This is a genomic window from Curvibacter cyanobacteriorum (assembly GCF_028649475.1).
In the GTDB taxonomy this organism is placed as follows: domain Bacteria; phylum Pseudomonadota; class Gammaproteobacteria; order Burkholderiales; family Burkholderiaceae_C; genus Curvibacter; species Curvibacter cyanobacteriorum.
On the sequence record NZ_JAQSIP010000009.1, the window covers coordinates 165860 to 180940 of the forward strand.

17 protein-coding genes are annotated in these 15081 nt (G+C 65.9%); 12 read left to right on the forward strand and 5 right to left on the reverse strand.

Going from position 1 to position 15081, the window contains the following annotated elements:
• Positions 1-15: 15 nt before the first annotated feature.
• The 3 genes from PSQ40_RS17670 to PSQ40_RS17680 form a co-directional block, all read right to left on the reverse strand.
• The gene (locus tag PSQ40_RS17670) at positions 16-639 is read right to left on the reverse strand and encodes a MarC family protein (protein ID WP_273953206.1); all 624 of its coding nucleotides are present in this window, start codon (positions 637-639) and stop codon (positions 16-18) included.
• Between the two features lie 90 nt (positions 640-729).
• A complete protein-coding gene (locus PSQ40_RS17675) occupies positions 730-1236 on the reverse strand; it encodes a MaoC family dehydratase (RefSeq protein WP_273953207.1) in 507 nt (168 codons plus the stop codon).
• Between the two features lie 50 nt (positions 1237-1286).
• On the reverse strand, positions 1287-2033 hold the full coding sequence (locus PSQ40_RS17680; protein WP_273953208.1) for an SDR family oxidoreductase: 747 nt from the start codon (positions 2031-2033) through the stop codon (positions 1287-1289).
• Positions 2034-2222: 189 nt separating this feature from the next.
• On the opposite strand from PSQ40_RS17680, the gene PSQ40_RS17685 reads away from it, so the two are divergent.
• The 3 genes from PSQ40_RS17685 to PSQ40_RS17695 are packed head-to-tail and all read left to right on the forward strand — an operon-like array spanning position 2223 to position 4582.
• Complete coding sequence (locus PSQ40_RS17685) at positions 2223-2906, forward strand: dienelactone hydrolase family protein (protein WP_273953209.1); 684 nt, start codon at positions 2223-2225, stop codon at positions 2904-2906.
• A gap of 45 nt (positions 2907-2951) precedes the next feature.
• Positions 2952-3923: an amidohydrolase gene (locus PSQ40_RS17690; RefSeq protein WP_273953210.1), complete on the forward strand. Its 972-nt coding sequence runs from the start codon at positions 2952-2954 to the stop codon at positions 3921-3923.
• Positions 3920-4582, forward strand: coding sequence for an LON peptidase substrate-binding domain-containing protein (locus PSQ40_RS17695; protein WP_273953211.1), 663 nt, complete (start codon positions 3920-3922; stop codon positions 4580-4582). The genes PSQ40_RS17690 and PSQ40_RS17695 overlap by 4 nt, the downstream gene beginning before the upstream one ends.
• Before the next feature lie 53 nt (positions 4583-4635).
• On the opposite strand, the gene PSQ40_RS17700 is transcribed toward PSQ40_RS17695, so the two are convergent.
• Both PSQ40_RS17700 and hemB read right to left on the reverse strand, forming a co-directional pair.
• Positions 4636-5745, reverse strand: a complete 1110-nt coding sequence (locus PSQ40_RS17700; protein WP_273953212.1) for a magnesium transporter CorA family protein — start codon at positions 5743-5745, stop codon at positions 4636-4638.
• A gap of 64 nt (positions 5746-5809) precedes the next feature.
• A complete protein-coding gene (hemB, locus tag PSQ40_RS17705; RefSeq protein ID WP_273953213.1) occupies positions 5810-6826 on the reverse strand; it encodes a porphobilinogen synthase in 1017 nt (338 codons plus the stop codon).
• 353 nt (positions 6827-7179) lie between these two features.
• Between hemB and PSQ40_RS17710 the strand changes: the two genes are divergently transcribed.
• The 9 genes from PSQ40_RS17710 to PSQ40_RS17750 all read left to right on the forward strand — a co-directional run.
• A complete protein-coding gene (locus tag PSQ40_RS17710) occupies positions 7180-7608 on the forward strand; it encodes a CopD family protein (protein WP_273953214.1) in 429 nt (142 codons plus the stop codon).
• Positions 7609-7625: 17 nt separating this feature from the next.
• Positions 7626-8750 carry a VanZ family protein gene (locus PSQ40_RS17715; RefSeq protein ID WP_273953215.1) on the forward strand — a complete coding sequence of 375 codons (1125 nt, stop codon included), beginning with the start codon at positions 7626-7628 and terminating at the stop codon, positions 8748-8750.
• Positions 8751-8759: 9 nt separating this feature from the next.
• Complete coding sequence (locus tag PSQ40_RS17720; RefSeq protein WP_273953216.1) at positions 8760-9137, forward strand: (2Fe-2S) ferredoxin domain-containing protein; 378 nt, start codon at positions 8760-8762, stop codon at positions 9135-9137.
• Positions 9138-9251: 114 nt separating this feature from the next.
• The gene (locus tag PSQ40_RS17725) at positions 9252-9887 is read left to right on the forward strand and encodes an alpha/beta hydrolase (RefSeq protein WP_273953217.1); all 636 of its coding nucleotides are present in this window, start codon (positions 9252-9254) and stop codon (positions 9885-9887) included.
• 145 nt (positions 9888-10032) lie between these two features.
• On the forward strand, positions 10033-11190 hold the full coding sequence (locus tag PSQ40_RS17730) for a D-alanyl-D-alanine carboxypeptidase family protein (protein WP_273953218.1): 1158 nt from the start codon (positions 10033-10035) through the stop codon (positions 11188-11190).
• 281 nt (positions 11191-11471) lie between these two features.
• Complete coding sequence (gene rpsL / locus PSQ40_RS17735) at positions 11472-11849, forward strand: 30S ribosomal protein S12 (protein ID WP_027477404.1); 378 nt, start codon at positions 11472-11474, stop codon at positions 11847-11849.
• Positions 11850-12050: 201 nt separating this feature from the next.
• Positions 12051-12524 (forward strand): 30S ribosomal protein S7, encoded by a 474-nt coding sequence (rpsG, locus tag PSQ40_RS17740; RefSeq protein ID WP_273925288.1) that lies wholly within the window; start codon positions 12051-12053, stop codon positions 12522-12524.
• A 71-nt stretch (positions 12525-12595) separates the two neighbouring features.
• On the forward strand, positions 12596-14698 hold the full coding sequence (fusA, locus tag PSQ40_RS17745) for an elongation factor G (RefSeq protein WP_273953219.1): 2103 nt from the start codon (positions 12596-12598) through the stop codon (positions 14696-14698).
• A gap of 149 nt (positions 14699-14847) precedes the next feature.
• The coding region (locus PSQ40_RS17750; RefSeq protein WP_273953220.1) for a GTP-binding protein at positions 14848-15081 on the forward strand (234 nt) is incomplete at its 3' end.

Below are 15081 nucleotides of genomic sequence, written 5' to 3' on the forward strand. Positions count from 1 at the left end.
CCGCGCCGAGCGCCCTCAGCGCCCCAGCAAGGCCGGGAACAGCTTGCCCAGGCCGTCGGCCATCACCTCGACCGACAGCGCGGCCAGGATCAAGCCCATGAGGCGGGTCATGACGTTGATGCCGGTTTTGCCCAGCACGCGCGCGATCGGCTCGGCCAGCAGGAAGCACATGGCGGTGGCCGCCGCGATCACCGCGCCGTAGCCCACCAGGGCCGCGTGTTGCCAGAAGGTGTGCGCCTTGTCGGCGTAGATCACCACGGTGGACATGGTGGCGGGGCCGGTCAGCAGCGGGATGGTCAGCGGCACCACGGCGATGGAGGCGCGCGCGGCGGCATCGCTGACCTCGTCGGCATTCGACTTGGCTTCGGCAGGCTGTGCGTTGAGCATGTTGATCGAGCCGATCAGCAGCAAGGTGCCGCCGCCGACCTGGAAGCTCTGCAGCGAGATGCTGAAGAAATCCAGGATCTGCAGGCCCAGGATGGCGCTGATCGCGATCACCGCAAAGGTGCTGAACGACGCGATGACGATGGTGCGCCGGCGCTGGGCCGGCGTGAAGTCTTGGGTGTAGTGGATGAAAAAGGGCACGATCGCCAACGGGTTGACGATGGCCAGCAAGGTCACAAGGGGTTTGAAATCCATGGGCGGCAGTCTCGCACACCGCCCGGGCTTTGTGGCCCACGCCATAGCTGGGGCTGCTCAGGGCTTCCCCTCTGTGCAAATCGGGCTGGTTCAGGCGTCGGTGGGCGATGACGCTGGCGCATCGGGTACGGGGGCCCCCGGGTGGCGGCGCCGGAACATGCCGTAGCCTTCCATGTGCAGCACCTGCTCGCCATGTTGGTTGAACATGGCCCACTGGGTGCGCACCAGGCCGACGTCGGGGCGCTTGCTCATGGGACGGCTTTCCAGCACCGAATGGCGCAGGTTCAGCGTGTCACCGGGGTACACCGGTTTGAGCCATTTGACCGACTCCAGGCCTGGCGAGCCCAGGCTGGCGGCCTCGTGCAGGAAGTTGGTGACCATCAGGCGCATGGCCATCGCGCAGGTGTGCCAGCCGCTGGCGCAGAGGGCGCCAAACACCGAGGCCTTGGCGGCCTCGTCGTCGAGGTGGAAGGGCTGCGGGTCGAACTGGCCCGCGAAGGCCAGGATCTCTTCGCGCGTCGGGGTGATGCTGCCAAGGTCGCGTTGCGAGCCGACTTGCAGGTCTTCCCAGTAATAACGGATGGTGGGCGTGCTCATGGGGCGGGCGGTGGGGCTTGGGGTGGACAGGCGGCGGATGTCGGGCCGGTTCAGCGGCCGCCGGACACGTCCAGCAGCGACATCGTGGTGTAGCTTGCCTGCTCCGACAGCAACCAGACAATCGCCTGCGCGACTTCGTCGGCCCTGCCGCCGCGCTGCATCGGCACCAGGTGGGCCAGGTCGCGCACCCGGTCGGGCAGGCCACCGGAGGCGTGGATCTCGGTCTCGATCAGGCCGGGCCGCACCGCGTTGACGCGGATGCCGTCGGCCGCCACCTCCTTGGCCAGGCCCACGGTGAAGGCGTCGATGGCCCCCTTGGCCGCCGCGTAGTCCACGTACTGCCCCGGCGATCCGAGCCGGGCCGCGGCGCTGGACACATTGACGATGGCCCCGCCCGAGCCGCCATGGCGCTGGCTCATGCGGCGCACGGCCTCGCGCGCGCACAGAAAGCTGCCCAGCACATTGATGTCGAACATGCGCTTCCAGCGCGCCAGGCTCATGTCCTCGACCCGCGCGCTGACGTCCACCACGCCGGCGTTGTTGACCAGGCCGGTCAGGCGGCCGAGCTTGGCGTCCACCTTGCGGAACATGGCCAGCACCTGGGCCTCGTCGGCCACATCGGCCTGCACCGCGATGGCGCTGCCGCCCTGGGCGCGGATCTGGCGCACCACCTCGTCGGCGGCCAGCGAGTTGGCGCTGTAGTTGACCGCGACCGCGTAGCCAGCTTCGGCCGCCCGCAGCGCGGTGGCCGCCCCAATGCCCCGGCTGCCGCCAGTGACGAGCAAAACCTTGTCCATGTCCCGATCTCCTCTCAGGGTAAGCTTGTTCGGTTAAAAAACGCCTGTGGCGTGGCCGGGGCTTCACCTGGGTCGCCCGTTCGCCCCGTCGTCCATTGTGCGGTCAGCTGGCGTGCCGTGCTGGCGCCCACCCGCGGTTGAGGGGGCGAGCCCCCGGCGCGTTCCGTTTTGTTTCCAAGGAGATTGTTCATGGGTCAATTCACCGATCTGAAGGCCGCCGACGGCCATGTGTTCCCGGCTTACGTGGCGCAGCCCGCGGGCACGCCCAAGGGCGCTGTGGTCGTCCTGCAAGAGATTTTTGGTGTCAATTCGCACATCCGCGCGGTCGCCGACGGCTACGCCGCCCAGGGCTACCTGGCGGTGGCGCCGTCCACCTTCCACCGCGTCAAGGCGGGTGTGGAGCTGGGCTACACCGAGGCCGACATGGGTGAGGGCTTTGGCCTGAAGACCGCCGTCGAGGCCCTGCCGGCCCCGGGCGTGCTGCTGGACATCCAGGCCGCCGTGGACCATGCCGCGTCGGCGGGCAAGGTGGGCATCGTGGGTTACTGCTGGGGCGGTCTGCTGGTCTGGCGCTCGGCCGCCGAGTTGCAGGGCCTGAGCGCTGCAGTGGCTTACTACGGCGGCGGTGTCACCACCCCGGCCGAGGTGGCGCGCCAACCCAAGGTGCCGGTGCTGGCGCATTTTGGCGATCAGGACCACTGGATCCCGCTCGACACGGTCGAGGCGTTCCGCGCGGCCCACCCCGAGGTGCAGACCCATGTCTATGCGGCCAACCACGGCTTCAACTGCGACCAGCGGGGTTCTTACGACGCGGCCGCGGCCAAGGCGGCGCTCGAGCGTTCGTTGGCTTTCTTCGCTCAGCACCTGGCCTGAGTGTCACCCGGGCCACCGGCCCCTGGATTGGGATGAGGTCTTGCCATGACGGGATCGAAGTCCGCCTCGTACCGAGGCGTTGGGGGGCCGAAGGGCCCGGGGGCCCGTTGGGTCCGTGCGGCCCTGGGCGCCTTGGCCCTGTGTGCCGGGTTGGCAGGCCCTGCCTGGGCGGCCGGGCCCGAGCCCTACAAAGGGCCTTTGTTTGACGCGCACCTGCACTACAACACCGAGGCCTGGGACGGGCAGCATGGCCCGCACCCACCGGCCGATGTGGTGCAGCGGTTTCGGCGCAACGGGGTGCAGGCGGTGCTGGCCAATTCGCGCCCCAACGCGGGCACCCTGACCCTGACCGAGCACGCGTCGGTGCGTGAAGCCGGGGTCCAGGTGGTGCCCTTCATCCGCCTGTACCGCCAGCGCGCCGATTACGACAACTGGTTCCGCGACGAAACCATTTTTGACATGGTGCGTGCCGAGCACGCGCGCGGCACGGCGGCGGGGCCGTACCGCGGCATCGGCGAATTTCACCTCTACGACAGCGCCAACGCGCGCGGCCCGGTGGCCGTCAAGCTGATGGCCTGGGCCGAGGCTGAGGGCATGACGGTGTTTGCGCACGTCGACGATGTCGCCATCGACCTGCTGATGGGCGCCACGCCGTCAGGCGGTCAGGCGCTGCAGCTGATCTGGGCCCACACAGGCATTGGGGGGGTGTCGCCCGAGCGCGTGGACGCTTTGTTCACCCGCTACCCGCGGCTGCTGGGCGAGCTGTCCTACCGGCCGGGTCTGACCTGCGCTGATGGCCAGCTGTGCCCGGCCTGGCGGGCCCTGATGCTCAAGTACCCGACGCGCTTTCTGATCGGTTCGGACACCTGGGTCAACGGCCGTTGGCAGCAGTACGACGAGTTGATGCAGGGCTACCGCCGCTGGCTCGGGGGCCTGCCACTCGAGGTGGCGCGCCGCGTCGCGTGGGACAACGGGGCCGCCTTGTTCCTGGCGCCGCGCAAGGACGGTCGGCCATGACCTGGAACGCCGACGAGGTGCTGCCGCTGTTCCCGCTGCAGACCGTGCTTTACCCGGGCGGGGCCTTGCCTCTGCAGATTTTCGAGGTGCGCTACCTGGACATGATCGGCCGCTGCCACCGCGAGGGCCTGCCCTTCGGGGTGGTCACGCTGAGCCAGGGCCAGGAGGTGCAGGGGGCGCCAGGCGCGGGGCCCCCGGGCGAGGCTTTTGCCCTGGTTGGGACCGCGGCGCGCATCGTCTCGCTGGAGCGCCCCCAGTCGGGCTTGTTGCGCATCCTGTGCGAGGGCGGTCAGCGCTTTCGCCTGGCCCAGTCGCAGCGCCTGCGCCATGGGCTGTGGGTGGGGCAGGTGGCCGAGTGGTTGCCGGCCGATGCGCCCATCGCGGTGCCGGACGATTTGCAGCACGTGTCGCGCGCCTTGCAGGACGTGCTGGCCCAGTGGGCACAGCAAGCCGCCCAGCAGGGTTTGGGCGACGATGCGCTGCCCGTGCGTGCGCCGCACCAACTCCAGGACTGCGCCTGGCTGGCCAACCGCTGGTGTGAGCTGCTGCCCCTGTTGCCGGCCGACAAGCAGCGCCTGATGGCGCTGGACAACCCCTTGCTTCGGCTGGAGCTGGTGGCCGACGTGCTGGAGCGCGAGCACGGCTTGCCGCGCCCCTGAGCGCCGGGCGCCGCGGGCGCCCTCAGCGGGTCTGCACGCGCGGCCGGCGGGCCTCAGCGCTGGGTGCGCGCCAGGTACTGCTTGCGCCAGAACACCACGATCAGCACCAGGGCGATCACGCCCATGGTGCCCATGGCCCACCAGAACCCGTTTTGCAGGTGGATCAGCGGGATGAACTCGAAGTTCATGCCAAAGATGCCCGCGATCAGGTTCAGCGGCAGGAACACCGCGGTCAATGCGGTCAGCGTGCGCATGATGTCGTTGGTGCGGTTGCTTTGGGCCGAGAAGTGCATTTGCACCGCCGTCTCGGCGCTTTGCTCGAGCCGGCGCACATGGTGCACGACGCGTTCGATGTGCTCGAGCACGTCGCGGCTGCGCACTTTGAGCAGGTCGCGCTCGCGTTGCTCCGGCAGCGTCTGGGCGTCGGGCCAGGTTTCCAGCGCGTCGATCCAGTCCTGGATGGCGGCGCGCTGGTCTTCGCAGATCTCGTCCAGGTGGTGCAGGGCCAGGCGCGCCTGCAGCAGGGCGCTCCAGTTGTTGAAGCGGGTCCGTGGCTTGAGCAGGGCGTTTTGCCAGTGGTCGAGCTGGCGCGTGAGCTCGCGGCGCAGCTCGAGGTAGCCGTCCACCATCTGGTTGACCAGGCGCAGCATCAGGTCGGCGGGGTGGCTGGGCAGGCGGGCCCCGGTGGGGCGCGCCTCACCGCTGACGGTCTGCAACAGGCGGCTGGCAAAGGCCTCGCGCACCGAGCAATCGGCGGGGTGCACGGTCAGCAGCACCTGGTCGAACAGCGCAAAGCCCACCGGGCTGGTGTCGATGCGGTGCAGCACCGGCGGGCCGCCCTTCATCTGGCTGGGGCTGGCCAGGCCCGCCGCCGCTCCATGACCGGCCTCGGCCGGGCGGGTGGCCAGGCGGCGGAACACCAGCAGGTCGTACTGCGAGGTGTAGTCGTAGTGCGAGGGCAGTTGCTGGTTGAGCAGGTCGGAGATGTGCAGGTCCACCAGTTGCAGGCCGGTCAGCCGCTGCAAGGTGGCCTGGATCTGGGCTTGCTGCTGTTCGAACTCGCTGCGTGCGCAGGCGATCCAGACATGGCCTTTGTCGGGCACGCTGGTGGGCAGCGTGTCGGTTTCCGTGATGGTGGAGCCCTGGAAGCTGAAGATGCGCATGGGCGGGGTCCTGTGGCGGCAAAGGGAGCCCCGGGCGCGGGCGCCCGGGGCAGGGGGGCGGCGCTCAGGCGCCTTGCAGGGCCCGGGCGGCGTCGATCGCGAAGTAGGTCAGCACGCCGTCGGCGCCCGCGCGCTTGAAGGCCAGCAGGCTTTCGAGCATCACCGCGTCGTGGTCCAGCCAGCCGTTCTGGGCCGCTGCCTTGATCATCGCGTACTCCCCGCTGACCTGGTAGGCAAAGGTGGGCACATGGAACTGGTCCTTGACCCGGCGCACCACGTCCAGGTAAGGCATGCCGGGCTTGACCATCACCATGTCGGCGCCTTCGGCCAGGTCCATGGCGACTTCGCGCAGGGCCTCGTCGCTGTTGCCGGGGTCCATTTGGTAGACCTTCTTGTTGCTCTTGCCCAGGTTGGCGGCCGAGCCCACGGCGTCGCGGAACGGGCCGTAGAAGGCGCTCGCGTACTTGGCGCTGTAGGCCATGATGCGGGTGTGGATGTGGCCTTGGGCTTCGAGCTGTTCGCGGATGGCGCCGATGCGGCCATCCATCATGTCGCTGGGGGCCACGATGTCCACGCCAGCCTGGGCCTGCACCAGGGCCTGCCCCACCAGCACCTCGGTGGTTTCGTCGTTGAGGATGTAGCCGCTGTCGTCAAGCAGGCCGTCCTGGCCGTGGCTGGTGAAGGGGTCGAGCGCCACGTCGGTCATGATGCCCAGCTCGGGCACCTCGCGCTTCAAGGCCTGCACCACGCGTGGCACCAGGCCATCGGGGTTGAGGGCTTCCTTGCCGTCGGGGGTTTTCAGGGCACTGTCGATCACCGGGAACAGCGCCATCACCGGGATGCCCAGCTTGGCGCAGGTTTCAGCCTGGCGCAGCAGCAGGTCCAGGCTGAGGCGTTCAACGCCCGGCATCGAGGCCACCACCTCGCGCCGGTTCTGCCCTTCATGCACAAAAACCGGGTAGATCAGGTCGTGCGCGCTCAGGCGGTGCTCGCGCACCAGGTTGCGGGTGAACTCATCGCGGCGCAGTCGGCGAGGCCGGTTGGCGGGGAAGGGCGTGGGGTGGAGGAGGGGTGTGCTCATTGGAAAATTGTGCCTCATCGGGCCCGGGCTGGTAAGTCTGCCCTTTGAGGCGATTGATCAGAAATATCAATTTTTTGAGATCACTGAGCACCTTATCTTGAAAAAATGTCGATTTTTTACCGTTTGGGACCTTGAAACTGCATTTTTCTCTTGAGTTCACCGCCCCGCTTTGCTAAATTACCTCTGGGCAGCTTGCTGCTCCCCGCTTTTCCTCCCTGAGCGGGTGCCTTGATGTGTGACAGCAAAAAGGCTTCCCAACCCAGCCCGATGGCTGGGTTTTTTTTGCCTCCGCCCAGCGCGGGGGCTTGCGATGACCGGCTTGCAGCGCGCGCGTCAGGCCCTACACTGGGGCCATGCTCTGGATCAAAGCCCTTCACATCGTCTTCGTCGCCAGCTGGTTCGCCGGCCTGTTTTACCTGCCGCGCATCTACGTCAACCTGGCGCAAGTGCAGGAAGGCTCGATCGCCGAACGCGAGCGCCTGCTGCTGATGGCGCGCAAGCTGCTGCGCTTCACCACCCTGCTGGCGGTGCCTGCGCTGGCCCTGGGCCTGGTGCTGTGGCTGGTTTACGGCATTGGCCGGGGGCCGGGCAATGGCTGGATGCACGCCAAGCTGCTGGTGGTGGTGCTGGCCGTGGGTTACCACCACGCTTGCGCCCGCTTGCTGAGCAAGCTGGTGTCGGGTGAAAGCCGCCGCAGCCACGTCTGGTTCCGCTGGTTCAACGAAGTGCCGGTGCTGCTGCTGTTGGCCGCCGTGATCTTGGTGGTGGTCAAGCCGTTCTGAGGCTTGGGACAGGTGCTGTGTCCGACCACAAGAGCTCTGCCTGGCCGCTGGCGCTTTTTTATGCCGTCCTGATTGTTTACGCCAGCCTGTACCCGTTTGGCGAATGGCGCACCCAAGGCATCTCGCCGCTGGCCTTCCTGAGTGCGTCGCTGCCGCAGTACTGGACCGGCTTTGACATCCTGTCCAACGCGCTGGGCTACGGGCCGCTGGGGTTTCTGATCACGCTGGGGGGGCTGCGCACGGCGCGCTCTTACCCGGTCTGGCGCGCCGTGCTGGCCTCGGCGCTGCTGTCGCTGTGCCTGGAGGCCTTGCAAAGCTACCTGCCGTCGCGGGTGCCCTCCCATGTGGACTTGGGGCTCAACATCGCGGGCGGCTGCCTGGGCGCGGTGCTGGCCTGGGCCCTCGAAAAGCTGGGTGCCCTGGACCGCTGGAGCCGGTTTCGGGCGCGCTGGTTCATGCCCGACGCGCGCGATGCGCTGGTCTTGCTGGCCTTGTGGCCAGTCGGCCTGTTGTTTCCGGCCGCCGTGCCGCTGGGGCTGGGGCAGGTCATGGAGCGCGTCGAAGAGGGTTTGGCCGACTGGCTGGCCGACACCCCCTTGCTCGACTGGCTGCCGGTGCGCGACGTCGAGTTGCAACCGCTGATCCCGAGTGCCGAGCTGCTGTGCGTGGCCCTGGGGGCCTTGGTGCCTTGTCTGCTGGGCTACAGCATCATCCGCTCGGTGCCCCGCCGGGCGGCCTGGCTGGTGCTGGCCCTGCTGGTGGGCGTGGGCACCACGGGCCTGTCGGCCGCGCTGAGCTACGGCCCCAGCCATGCCTGGAGCTGGCTCAGCCTGCCGGTGCAACTGGGCCTGGTGCTGGCCGTGCTGCTGGCGCTGCCCATGCTGTGGCTGAGCCGGCGCGGCTGCGCCACGTTGTGCCTGCTGGCGCTGGGCGTTCACCTGTCGGTGCTCAACCAGTCGCCCACCAGTGCCTATTTTGCGCAGACCCTGCAGACCTGGGAGCAGGGGCGTTTCATCCGTTTCCATGGCCTCGCGCAGTGGGTTGGCTGGCTGTGGCCGTTTGCGGTGCTGGCTTCGCTGGTGCACCGGCTTTCGCGCCGGGAGCCGCCTTTGTCTGCCCCATCTTCGGCGTCTGGCTCCTAGAATCGGGGCATGTCTGAACACCCAACCGATTCCAGCCGCGCCACGCCGGACGCCGCGCCCGCGTCGTACTACCAGCGGCACGTTTTCTTCTGCCTCAACGAGCGCAGCAACGGCGAGGACAGTTGTGCCCACCACCGCGCCCAGGAAGGCTTTGAGCGCTGCAAGGCGCAGGTCAAGGCCGCCGGCCTGGCCGGCCCGGGCCAGGTGCGGGTCAACAAGGCGGGTTGCCTGGACCGCTGCGCTGGCGGGCCGGTGGCCGTCGTCTACCCCGAGGCGGTCTGGTACACCTATGTGGACGCCAGCGACATCGACGAGATCGTGGCGTCGCACCTCAAGAACGGCCAGGTGGTGGAGCGTCTGCTGACCCCGGCCCACCTGGGGCGCTGAGCGGCCTGCTGGCCCAGCCCCTGGCCCGCGCGCCGACCGCTGGGTGGGCAGGGCGGGCTTTTTCACCTGTCATGAGCCGCCTGCCGCTGGGGCGGGGGCTGAGGAACCCTTGCTGTGAACGCACAGACTTTGAAATTTGAACTGATCGGCCCCGCAGGGCGCCTCGAAGGCCTGCGCGATGCCGCCACCCTGAGCGAGGGCGCCACGCGCCGCGGTGTCGCCGTGATCGCCCACCCGCACCCCCTGTTTGGCGGCACCATGGACAACAAGGTGGTGCAGACCCTGGCGCGGGCCTTTGTGCAGGCGGGCTGGGACGCAGTGCGCTTCAACTTCCGCGGTGTGGGCGGCAGCGCGGGCACCTGGGACGAGGGCCGTGGCGAGATCGACGACTTCATGGCCGTGCTGCGCGACCAGGCCCCTGAGGGGCCGCTGGCCCTGGCGGGCTTTTCGTTCGGCGCCTATGTGACCAGCCACGCCTTGCAGGCCACCTGGGCCGAGCGCGAGGTGCAGCGTGTGGTGCTGGTGGGCACGGCGGCGTCGCGCTTTCAGGTGGCGCCCCTGCCCGAGGCGGCCCACGAGTCCACCCTGGTGCTGCATGGCGAGCAGGACGACACGGTGCCGCTGAGCGCGGTCATGGACTGGGCCCGACCCCAAGGCGTGCCGGTGACGGTGGTGCCCGGGGTGGGGCACTTCTTTCACGGACAATTGCCGCTGTTGAAGAACTGCGTGCTGCGCCACCTGCGCCCTTGAGGCGAGCGCCTGCGGGCTCGGGTGTGGGTTGAACTTTGTCGCCCGCGACCGAGTCCCACGGCGGACCTGGTCGCACACCGGCGGCGCTGCCTGGTCGCAGCGTGCGCCGTTTCTTTTTTGCTTTCTGCTCTCACGGTCTTCTGACATGAAACGTTTCTTTAAGGCGCTGCTGGCGTCGATCTCCCTGGCGGCCACCCTCACGGTGTCGGCCCAGACGCCCCAAGTCCCCGAAATCGCGGCCAAAGCCTATTTGCTGATGGACGTCACGGCCCACCAGATCCTGGCGGCCAAGGACATCGACAACCCGGTGGAGCCCGCGTCCCTGACCAAGCTCATGAGCGCCTACCTGGTGTTTGATGCCCTCAAGTCCAAGAAGCTGGACCTGAAGCAGCGCCTGCCCGTCAGCGAGCGTGCCTGGAAGATGCCGGGCTCGCGCATGTTCATCGACCCCAAGATGCAAGTGCCGGTCGAAGACCTGATCAAGGGCATGATCGTGCAGTCCGGCAACGACGCCACCATGGCCCTGGCCGAGGGCGTGGGCGGCACGGCCGAGCGTTTCATTGAAATGATGAACGCCCAGGCCAAGGCCCTGGGCATGAAGAACACCGGCTACAAGAACCCTGAAGGCCTGACCGAACCGGGCCACATCACCACCGCGCGCGACCTCAGCATCCTGGCCACCCGCCTGATGCAGGACTTCCCCGAGTACATCTCCTACTACGCGATCAAGCAGTACCGCTACGAGGGCACGCCGGCCACCAACGCCAACAACCGCAACCTGCTCCTGTTCCGCGACCCGTCGGTGGACGGCCTGAAGACCGGCCACACCAACGCCGCTGGCTACTGCCTGATCGCCACCGCCAAGCGCGACTTCCCCCTGGTGGGCTCGCGCCGCCTGCTGTCCATCGTGCTGGGCACCAGCAGCGAGAACGCCCGGGCCAATGAAAGCCAGAAGTTGTTGAACTGGGGCTACACCGCCTACGAAGCCGTCAAGCTGTTTGACGCGGGCCAGGCCGTGGTCACCCCGGCCGTCTGGAAGGGCAAGGCCAGCACGGCGCGCCTGGGGCGCCCCGAGGCCATCGTGGTGGCCGTGCCGGCCGGCAGTGCCAGCAAGGTGCAAACCCAGGTCACCCGCATGGACCCGTTGGTGGCGCCTTTCACGCAGGGTCAGTCGCTGGGCACCCTGAAGGTCACGCTGGCCGACCAGCCGCTGCTCGAGTTGCCCCTGGTGGCGCTGGATGGCGTCGAGGAAGCCGGCCTCATGGGCCGGGCCTGGGATTCGATCCGCCTGTGGATCAAGTGAGAACGACGGTGCGGGCCGGCCGCCGCCGGGGCCCCCTGGCGACAGGCCTGGGCTTGTCAAGCAGGGCTTGCCCCAGCGGGACTGACCTGCTACATTAGAAGGCTTTTCGGAATTTCCGAAGGGATACACATTCACGCCAGAAAAGTGTTTGCGGTGCTTTGACGAGTACGGCAGGGGCTTGCTGAAGGGCTGATTCAGGTCGGCCAGAGGTCTGGCGTGTCACGGGTGTGTAGCCGAATTTGTCGGCGTATTTGTAATTTTTAAACGTTTAGGGACGTTTCATGCCAACCATCAACCAGCTCGTGCGTCAGGGGCGCGAGGTCGAAAAGACCAAGTCCAAGAGCCCCGCGATGCAAAACTCTCCTCAGCGCCGTGGCGTGTGCACTCGCGTGTACACCACGACGCCCAAGAAGCCTAACTCCGCTCTGCGTAAGGTCGCCAAGGTGCGCCTGACCAACGGTTTTGAGGTCATTTCCTACATCGGCGGTGAAGGCCACAACCTGCAAGAACACAGCGTCGTGCTGGTTCGCGGCGGTCGTGTCAAGGACTTGCCCGGTGTGCGTTACCACATCGTGCGTGGTTCGCTCGACTTGCAAGGCGTGAAAGACCGCAAGCAAGCGCGTTCCAAGTACGGCGCCAAGCGCCCGAAGAAGGCCTAAGCAGTTTTCTGCCAGGTCGCGGCTTCATTGTTGCCGCAAAGCGTCATGGCTTTGAAAAACATCGGTGTTTGAATCGCCTGGCTGGCGGTGCAAACGTAGTGACCCGCAAGGTGCCGTGTTGGCGCTGGGTCGAGTAAGTGAGATGCCCCATGGCACTCGCGGTACCTGCAATGGTGCCAACTGAAGCATAGAGGTGAAGAAATGCCACGTCGTCGCGAAGTCCCTAAACGTGAAATCCTGCCGGACCCGAAGTTCGGTAATGTCGAGCTGTCCAAATTCATGAACGTGATCATGGAAGGCGGCAAGAAAGCTGTTGCAGAACGCATCATTTACGGTGCCCTGGAACTGATCGCCAAGAAGCATCCCGATAAGGACGCTCTGGAAGCCTTCACCGTTGCCATCAACAACGTGAAGCCCATGGTGGAAGTGAAGTCCCGCCGCGTTGGTGGTGCCAACTACCAAGTGCCCGTGGAAGTGCGCCCGGTCCGTCGTCTGGCTCTGTCCATGCGCTGGATCAAGGAAGCCGCCCGCAAGCGCGGTGAGAAGTCGATGGCCCAACGTCTGGCCAACGAACTGCTCGAGGCCACCGAAGGCCGTGGCGGTGCCATGAAGAAGCGTGATGAAGTTCACCGCATGGCCGAAGCCAACAAGGCTTTCAGCCACTTCCGCTTCTAAAAACAACTCAATCCCCTCGCGTTGTAGAGCCCGCCCTTGTGCGGGCTCTCAGCGATTAACGGAGAAATTCCATGTCCCGCAAGACCCCCATCGAGCGCTACCGCAACATCGGTATTTCCGCTCACATCGACGCCGGCAAGACCACCACGACCGAGCGTATCCTGTTCTATACCGGTGTGAACCACAAGATCGGTGAAGTGCATGATGGCGCCGCCACCATGGACTGGATGGAGCAGGAACAGGAACGCGGCATCACGATCACGTCGGCTGCCACGACCTGCTTCTGGAAGGGCATGGACATGTCTTTCCCCGAGCACCGCATCAACATCATCGACACCCCCGGCCACGTGGACTTCACCATTGAAGTGGAGCGTTCCATGCGCGTGCTGGACGGCGCTTGCATGGTGTACTGCGCTGTGGGCGGCGTGCAGCCCCAGTCGGAAACCGTTTGGCGTCAGGCCAACAAGTACAAGGTGCCGCGTCTGGCCTTTGTGAACAAGATGGACCGCACCGGTGCCAACTTCTTCAAGGTCGTGGACCAGATGAAGCTGCGCCTGAAGGCCAACCCCGTGCCCATCGTGATCCCCATCGGCGCTGAAGAAAACTTCAAGGGCGTTGTGGACCTGCGCAAGATGAAGGCCATCATCTGGGACGAAGCTTCGCAAGGCATGAAGTTCACCTTCGAAGACATCCCCGCTGACCTGGTGGAAACCGCCAAGGAATGGCGCGAAAAGATGGTCGAAGCTGCTGCCGAGTCGTCGGAAGAGCTGATGAACAAGTACCTGGAAGAAGGTGACCTGACCGAAGAGGAAATCACCCTCGGTCTGCGCACCCGCGCCATCGCTTGCGAAATCCAGCCGATGCTGTGCGGTACCGCTTTCAAGAACAAGGGTGTGCAGCGCATGCTGGACGCCGTGATCGAACTTATGCCGTCGCCGGTGGACATTCCCCCGGTGTCCGGCACCGACGAGTCCGAGCAGCCCGTCAGCCGCAAGGCCGACGACAACGAGAAGTTCTCGGCTCTGGCTTTCAAGCTGATGACCGACCCGTTCGTGGGTCAGCTGACCTTCGTGCGCGTTTACTCGGGCGTTCTGAGCAAGGGCGACACCGTGTTCAACCCGGTCAAGGGCCGCAAGGAACGCATTGGTCGTATCGTTCAGATGCACGCCAACGAGCGTCAGGAAGTGGACGAAATCCGCGCCGGCGACATCGCTGCTTGCGTGGGCTTGAAGGATGTGACCACCGGCGAAACCCTGTGCGATCCGGAAGCCGTTGTGATGCTGGAACGCATGGTCTTCCCTGAGCCGGTGATCCGCCAGGCCGTGGAACCCAAGACCAAGGCCGACCAGGAAAAGATGGGCATCGCCCTGCAACGTCTGGCTTCGGAAGATCCTTCGTTCCGCGTCAACACCGACGAAGAATCGGGTCAGACCATCATCGCCGGCATGGGCGAGCTGCACCTGGAAATCATCGTTGACCGCATGAAGCGCGAATTCGGTGTGGAAGCCAACGTCGGCAAGCCGCAAGTGGCCTACCGCGAAACCATCCGCAAGCAAGTGACCGACGTCGAAGGCAAGTTCGTGCGTCAGTCCGGCGGTAAGGGCCAGTACGGTCACGTGGTGTTCACCGTCGAACCCAACGAAGTCGGCAAGGGCTTCGAGTTCGTCGACGCCATCAAGGGCGGTGTGGTGCCTCGCGAATACATCCCCGCAGTTGAGAAGGGCGTGATCGAAGCCCTGAACAACGGCGTGCTGGCCGGCTACCCCGTGGTGGACGTCAAGGTCACCCTGACCTTCGGTTCGTACCACGATGTGGACTCGAACGAAAACGCGTTCAAGATGGCCGCTATCTTTGGTTTCAAGGAAGGTTGCCGCAAGGCCAACCCGGTGATCCTGGAACCCATGATGGCCGTGGAAGTCGAAACGCCGGAAGACTACGCTGGTAACGTGATGGGCGACCTGTCCTCGCGTCGCGGCATGGTTCAAGGCATGGACGACATGGTCGGCGGCGGCAAGGCCATCAAGGCTGAAGTTCCGCTGTCGGAAATGTTCGGCTACTCGACCACCCTGCGCTCGATGTCGCAAGGTCGTGCCACCTACACGATGGAGTTCAAGCACTACAGCGAAGCTCCGCGTAACGTGGCCGAAGCCATCGTGGCTGCCCGCGCCAAGTAATTGACGCCCACCCCGAGCCTGCCAGCAGGCCTCGGGGTTTCCTCTTTTTGGTCTGCGATCCGGTGCCCACCTGTTCCCGTGCGGGTGGAATCAGCAACCGGATGCAGACGTAAAACCACACACGGGAATGCTCTTTTTGGAGAATTGAAATGGCAAAAGGCAAGTTTGAACGTACCAAGCCGCACGTGAACGTCGGCACCATCGGTCACGTTGACCACGGCAAGACCACGCTGACGGCTGCGATCGCAACCGTTCTGGCAGCCAAGTTCGGCGGCGAAGCCAAGGCTTACGACCAGATCGACGCAGCGCCCGAAGAAAAGGCCCGCGGCATTACCATCAACACCGCTCACGTTGAGTACGAAACGGCCAACCGCCACTACGCT

Excerpts from the sequence above, each read along its gene's own strand:
- PSQ40_RS17670 (WP_273953206.1), bottom strand. The coding sequence starts at position 639 with ATGGATTTCAAACCCCTTGTGACCTTGCTGGCCATCGTCAACCCGTTG.
- PSQ40_RS17675 (WP_273953207.1), bottom strand. The coding sequence starts at position 1,236 with ATGAGCACGCCCACCATCCGTTATTACTGGGAAGACCTGCAAGTCGGC.
- PSQ40_RS17680 (WP_273953208.1), bottom strand. The coding sequence starts at position 2,033 with ATGGACAAGGTTTTGCTCGTCACTGGCGGCAGCCGGGGCATTGGGGCG.
- PSQ40_RS17685 (WP_273953209.1), top strand. The coding sequence starts at position 2,223 with ATGGGTCAATTCACCGATCTGAAGGCCGCCGACGGCCATGTGTTCCCG.
- PSQ40_RS17690 (WP_273953210.1), top strand. The coding sequence starts at position 2,952 with ATGACGGGATCGAAGTCCGCCTCGTACCGAGGCGTTGGGGGGCCGAAG.
- PSQ40_RS17695 (WP_273953211.1), top strand. The coding sequence starts at position 3,920 with ATGACCTGGAACGCCGACGAGGTGCTGCCGCTGTTCCCGCTGCAGACC.
- PSQ40_RS17700 (WP_273953212.1), bottom strand. The coding sequence starts at position 5,745 with ATGCGCATCTTCAGCTTCCAGGGCTCCACCATCACGGAAACCGACACG.
- hemB (WP_273953213.1), bottom strand. The coding sequence starts at position 6,826 with ATGAGCACACCCCTCCTCCACCCCACGCCCTTCCCCGCCAACCGGCCT.
- PSQ40_RS17710 (WP_273953214.1), top strand. The coding sequence starts at position 7,180 with ATGCTCTGGATCAAAGCCCTTCACATCGTCTTCGTCGCCAGCTGGTTC.
- PSQ40_RS17720 (WP_273953216.1), top strand. The coding sequence starts at position 8,760 with ATGTCTGAACACCCAACCGATTCCAGCCGCGCCACGCCGGACGCCGCG.
- PSQ40_RS17730 (WP_273953218.1), top strand. The coding sequence starts at position 10,033 with ATGAAACGTTTCTTTAAGGCGCTGCTGGCGTCGATCTCCCTGGCGGCC.
- rpsL (WP_027477404.1), top strand. The coding sequence starts at position 11,472 with ATGCCAACCATCAACCAGCTCGTGCGTCAGGGGCGCGAGGTCGAAAAG.
- rpsG (WP_273925288.1), top strand. The coding sequence starts at position 12,051 with ATGCCACGTCGTCGCGAAGTCCCTAAACGTGAAATCCTGCCGGACCCG.
- fusA (WP_273953219.1), top strand. The coding sequence starts at position 12,596 with ATGTCCCGCAAGACCCCCATCGAGCGCTACCGCAACATCGGTATTTCC.